The sequence below is a fragment of the Candidatus Limnocylindrus sp. genome (assembly GCF_040397235.1).
GTDB lineage: Bacteria > Chloroflexota > Limnocylindria > Limnocylindrales > Limnocylindraceae > Limnocylindrus.
Map to the genome: position 1 here is coordinate 1 of NZ_JBBAWH010000005.1, position 4,145 is coordinate 4,145.

A 4,145-nucleotide genomic window follows, 5' to 3' on the forward strand; every position below is an offset into this window, starting at 1 on the left:
GGAGAGAGAGGGATTCGAACCCTCGATGGGGTTGCCCCCAAACCGCATTTCCAATGCGGCGCCATAGACCACTAGGCGACCTCTCCGTGATGACCGTGCACACCGCGCCGATCAATCGGTGGCGGAAAGGGTGGGATTCGAACCCACGAGGCTATTAACCTGCCGCTTTTCGAGAGCGGTGCCTTCAACCACTCGGCCACCTTTCCATGGCGGAGAATAGCCCATTAGACGTGGGGAACGACGAAGCCCCCCGCACACCGTGCGGGGGGCTTCGTCAATTCAGTTACGCGGGGAATTACGCCTGGAGGCGCTTTCGCGCCACCACTCGCAGTGCCAGCCCGGCGATAGCGGCCAAGGCGGCCACCAAGAGCGCCGATGAAGCTGATGCGTCGCCGTTCGTGTTCGTCTCTGGAAGTTCACCGCCAATAGCAGCTTCGCCGGCTGCCCCACCAATGATCACGATGGTCTGGAGATCGTCGGCGTTGCCCGGAATTGCATCCGGACCAGCGTCCCACGTCAAGGGTGTTGCCTCGCCAGCATCGATCATGTTGTCGGCATCCGTATCGTGCCACCTAGACTCATCACCGTCTTCAATACTGTTACCGTTTTCGTCGATCCAAATCTCTGTAAAACCTAGGGCAAGCACTTTGAGTGCCCCAAGATCTCCAGTGAAGTGGTTGTGCCAAATGGAGGAGATATCGAAGTCAGTTAAACCATCCCACAGGGCTGCACCGTCGGTCGTCATCCCAATGTACTCATCTCTTACATCCTCTGAAACGCCAATAGTTGGAATGAGCACTGTCAGCCACGAGGCGTAGTGATCCGATCCACTTGAGAGTAGGCCGCCACCCTGAACGTTGAAGGTCGCGATGTCAGTCGCGCTGTCCATCAGCGCCTGCTCCATCAGAGTTGTGTCCAATAGATTATTATCTACCCTGTCGTCACCGTCATCTAAGTCGTTTGGTCCGCCATCGCCTGTGATATAGACCACAGCGACATTTGTCGTGCCAGCCGTAAGCGCATCGAAGAAGGCTGCGACCTCCGCTGCCGTCTCGTAGTAGGTGACTGTAGGCGCCGCTGTGCCACCGTTGAGGCGATCAAGCTCAGCCTTTATGACCTCCATCATGCAGTAGGTGTCTGAACTCTCATCGTTCCACTGCGACGCTGCAGAAGAAATGGCGCAGCTTACGCCCCCATCGTCTGCCGTCACTCCAGGCAGATCCGAGGCGAGATATGCCGCCGAACCGTCGGTGCCGATCACCGCGATCGAATTGCTTGCACCTGCACGCTGCTCCGTGGCAAGCATCAGCTTCAGTGAGACCATCACGTATCTCCACCCGCCCGTGGTTGCAGGGGGCGACACAGGGGTATAAGCCGTGTTTGGATCGCTATCGAGGTCTTCCGTAACCACGCCGCCGTGGTCGTTCTGGTCGTCTCCCCCGAGCTGAATTGGGCCAGTGACACCGGTGGCCTTGACCGGAGTGGCCGTACCGGCGCTGAACGCGACGATGAGCGAAAGCGCAAGAAGCGCATTACCTAGGCGGGCAAGCATCAAACTCTCCTCTAGAGGCTACCCAACATCCAGACGCCAGCGCGCCCAACCTGCTGCTTGCCACATTGTGCCCGAGTTCGCACGGGGCTGTCACCCCCCCCCAGCGGGCCGCTTCCCGACCAGCAGTTCGTGCCTCAAGTCGTACCAGCGCGACGAATACTGCGCGAAGGATGCGCGTTCGGATCCTTACGGGTCCCTTCACTGCGCCGAGAGCCGAACCTCAATGCCAGCGCTGCGCCTCATGCCTAGGAGCGCGCGGGCACGGTCGTAGGCCACGAAGAGGCGCGCGGCGATGCCGTACTTTTTAATAAGGAGCCGCCACACCTTCGGCATCTGGTCGCTGGCGAGGTTGAACGCCTCGGCTGGGAGCTGGGCGCCCGTGATCGTGCCGCTCATAGTGCAGGGGGAAACGCCGGCGCGGCTGCTGTTGCGCAGGCGCTTCACCTTGCCGGCCGTGGCACTGGTGAACAGGAAGAGGCTCTCACCCTCTGCCGCCGCCCACACAGGGGTGGTGACGGCGGTGCCGTCGCGGCGATAGGTGGTCAGCGCCACGTATTGAGCGGTGAGGATAGCGTCGCGTTCGGCGCTCACGCCGGGTCGATCTCGTTGGCGATCTCGCGCAGTCGTCGGGCGAGCGCCGAGAGGTCCTCGTCGCCGTGACCGGTGGCGATCAGCTCGTCTTCGAGGTGGGCCACCAGCATGGCGGCTGGCACGGGCACGTTCAGCTCGTCGGCAAGGCCAATGGCGATACCCAGGTCTTTGCGGTGCAGCGACACCTTGAACCCGAGTGGGTAGGTGTCGTTCGCCATGCGCTCCCAGCGATTCTCGAGCGCCCACGAGCGCGCCGATCCGCCGCTCAATGCGGTGACGAGGGTTTGTGGGTCGAGGCCGGCCTTCTGCCCCACCAGGATCCCCTCAGCGAGCGAGAGGTACGTTCCAGAAATCACGATCTGGTTGACCGCCTTGCCGACCTGCCCCGAACCGAGCGGGCCGAGGTGCGTAATCGTCTTCGCGAACGTCTCTATATATGGGAGCGCCGCGCTGACCGCTTCGGGGGTGCCGCCGAGGAAGACGGTGAGGGTCCCCTTCTGTGCACCTTCGCTGCCGCCGCTCACGGGGGCATCGACCATCAGGATCCCCTTTTGGGCGAGCAGCTCCCCCATCTCGCGCGTGGCGCTCGGGGCGATCGTACTGGTGTCAATGATGATTGCGCTCGACTTCAGCAGGTCAATGGCGCCAGGCTGGCCTGGCGTGCCGAGCAGAAGTGCTTCGACATCGGGCGTGTCGGAGACGGAGAGCACGACGGCGTCGGCGCCGGTGAGGGCATCCGTTAGTGATGTGTGTTGCGTGGTGCCCGCAGGTGCAGTGCGGTGCGTGCCGCGGTTCCACGCCTGCACGCTGTGCCCAGCGGCGGCGAGGTGCCCAGCAATAGGGGCGCCCATGGTGCCTAATCCGAGAACGGCAACGCGACTCATGGGTTAACTATAAGGAGGGAGGGAAATTGGTGCGCCCGGCGGGACTCGAACCCACGACCTTTAGGTCCGCAACCTAACGCTCTATCCACTGAGCTACGGGCGCATCTGCGATGTGCAGCGTACAACGGCTGGCGGAGAGGGAGGGATTCGAACCCTCGACGCAGGAAAACCCCACGTGGCGGTTTAGCAAACCGCTGCACTAGACCTCTATGCGACCTCTCCGAGACCGAGCGCGAGTATCCCAGAATCACCCGCTGAACGCTAGCCGAGGCGCTCCCAGCCCATGCGGGCGGCTTCGAGGGCAAGTGCGCTGTCAGGAGCCACCGCCACGGCGCGCTCCGCCAGTTTCAGCAGCGGGATGTCGGCCGCCGTATCGCCGAAGGCGACCAGAATGCGACCACCTGCCGCACAGGCCTGCGCCGCCCTCGCCTTCTCTTCACCTGATTGCGTCGGCGCGGCGAGCCTTCCGGTGGCAATTCCATCTATTACTTCGAATGGTGTGCCGAGTGCGATGGTGGCTCCGAGCCGGCGCGCGAAGGCGGCAGCGATTGGCTGATAGCCACCCGTTGCAAGTACGAGTTCGGTGCTTGCATCGTTGCGCTGCGCTGCGGCGAGTGCCGCCTGCACTGCGGTGACCGCTTCGACGCGTCGGGCTGGCCAGAGCAGATGCTCCACCACCCACTCCCCCATGACGGCGAGCTGCTCGGCAGGCAAACCGCGCAGCAGCGTGGTCTGATCCTCAAGCCAGCGGGCGCGGAAGCGCTCCTTGTTCATGAGGCCGGAGCGTGCGAGGAAGACAATTGGTAATCGAACGGTAATGAACCGGCTCGCGGCGGCACTCGGGTAGTTCGCGCGAATCCATTGGTGCACGCCACGCCAGGTTTCAGCGGTGGTGAGGGTGCCATCTATGTCGCTGACAACAATTGGTCGGGTCATGAGTCAAGTATGCGGGCAAAAAGAGAGAGGCGCCCAGGTTGGCCTGGACGCCTCTCGAACGATCCTCGACGGATCGTTAAAAGTTACTTCTTCTTCGCAACCTTGCGCTTAGCCTTGCGCTTCGCAGGGGCCTTCTTCGCAACGGCCTTCTTCGCCGTCTTGCGCTTGGCCTTCTTCTTGGC

Annotated in this window: 4 protein-coding genes and 4 tRNA genes; all 8 read right to left on the reverse strand. The window is 62.4% G+C overall.

Annotation, left to right across the window (positions count from 1 at the left end; genetic code table 11):
- The 8 genes from AC3LB0_RS04865 to AC3LB0_RS04900 all read right to left on the reverse strand — a co-directional run bounded on the left by AC3LB0_RS04865 (position 1) and on the right by AC3LB0_RS04900 (position 3,963).
- Positions 1-86 (reverse strand) — tRNA-Ser (locus AC3LB0_RS04865).
- Between the two features lie 33 nt (positions 87-119).
- Positions 120-206 (reverse strand) — tRNA-Ser (locus tag AC3LB0_RS04870).
- Between the two features lie 89 nt (positions 207-295).
- Positions 296-1,552 (reverse strand): hypothetical protein, encoded by a 1,257-nt coding sequence (locus tag AC3LB0_RS04875; RefSeq protein WP_488650044.1) that lies wholly within the window; start codon positions 1,550-1,552, stop codon positions 296-298.
- 198 nt (positions 1,553-1,750) lie between these two features.
- Positions 1,751-2,143, reverse strand: a complete 393-nt coding sequence (locus AC3LB0_RS04880) for a PPOX class F420-dependent oxidoreductase (RefSeq protein WP_488650045.1) — start codon at positions 2,141-2,143, stop codon at positions 1,751-1,753.
- On the reverse strand, positions 2,140-3,027 hold the full coding sequence (locus AC3LB0_RS04885) for an NAD(P)-dependent oxidoreductase (protein WP_488650046.1): 888 nt from the start codon (positions 3,025-3,027) through the stop codon (positions 2,140-2,142). The genes AC3LB0_RS04880 and AC3LB0_RS04885 overlap by 4 nt, the downstream gene beginning before the upstream one ends.
- Positions 3,028-3,054: 27 nt before the next feature.
- Positions 3,055-3,130 (reverse strand) — tRNA-Arg (locus tag AC3LB0_RS04890).
- Positions 3,131-3,156: 26 nt separating this feature from the next.
- Positions 3,157-3,249: transfer RNA gene (locus AC3LB0_RS04895), tRNA-Ser, on the reverse strand.
- A gap of 39 nt (positions 3,250-3,288) precedes the next feature.
- A complete protein-coding gene (locus tag AC3LB0_RS04900) occupies positions 3,289-3,963 on the reverse strand; it encodes an HAD family hydrolase (protein ID WP_488650047.1) in 675 nt (224 codons plus the stop codon).
- Positions 3,964-4,145 lie beyond the last annotated feature (182 nt).

Bases quoted from the DNA above. Each gene is read 5' to 3' on its own strand.
- AC3LB0_RS04875 (WP_488650044.1), bottom strand. From the start codon at position 1,552: ATGCTTGCCCGCCTAGGTAATGCGCTTCTTGCGCTTTCGCTCATCGTC.
- AC3LB0_RS04885 (WP_488650046.1), bottom strand. From the start codon at position 3,027: ATGAGTCGCGTTGCCGTTCTCGGATTAGGCACCATGGGCGCCCCTATT.
- AC3LB0_RS04900 (WP_488650047.1), bottom strand. From the start codon at position 3,963: ATGACCCGACCAATTGTTGTCAGCGACATAGATGGCACCCTCACCACC.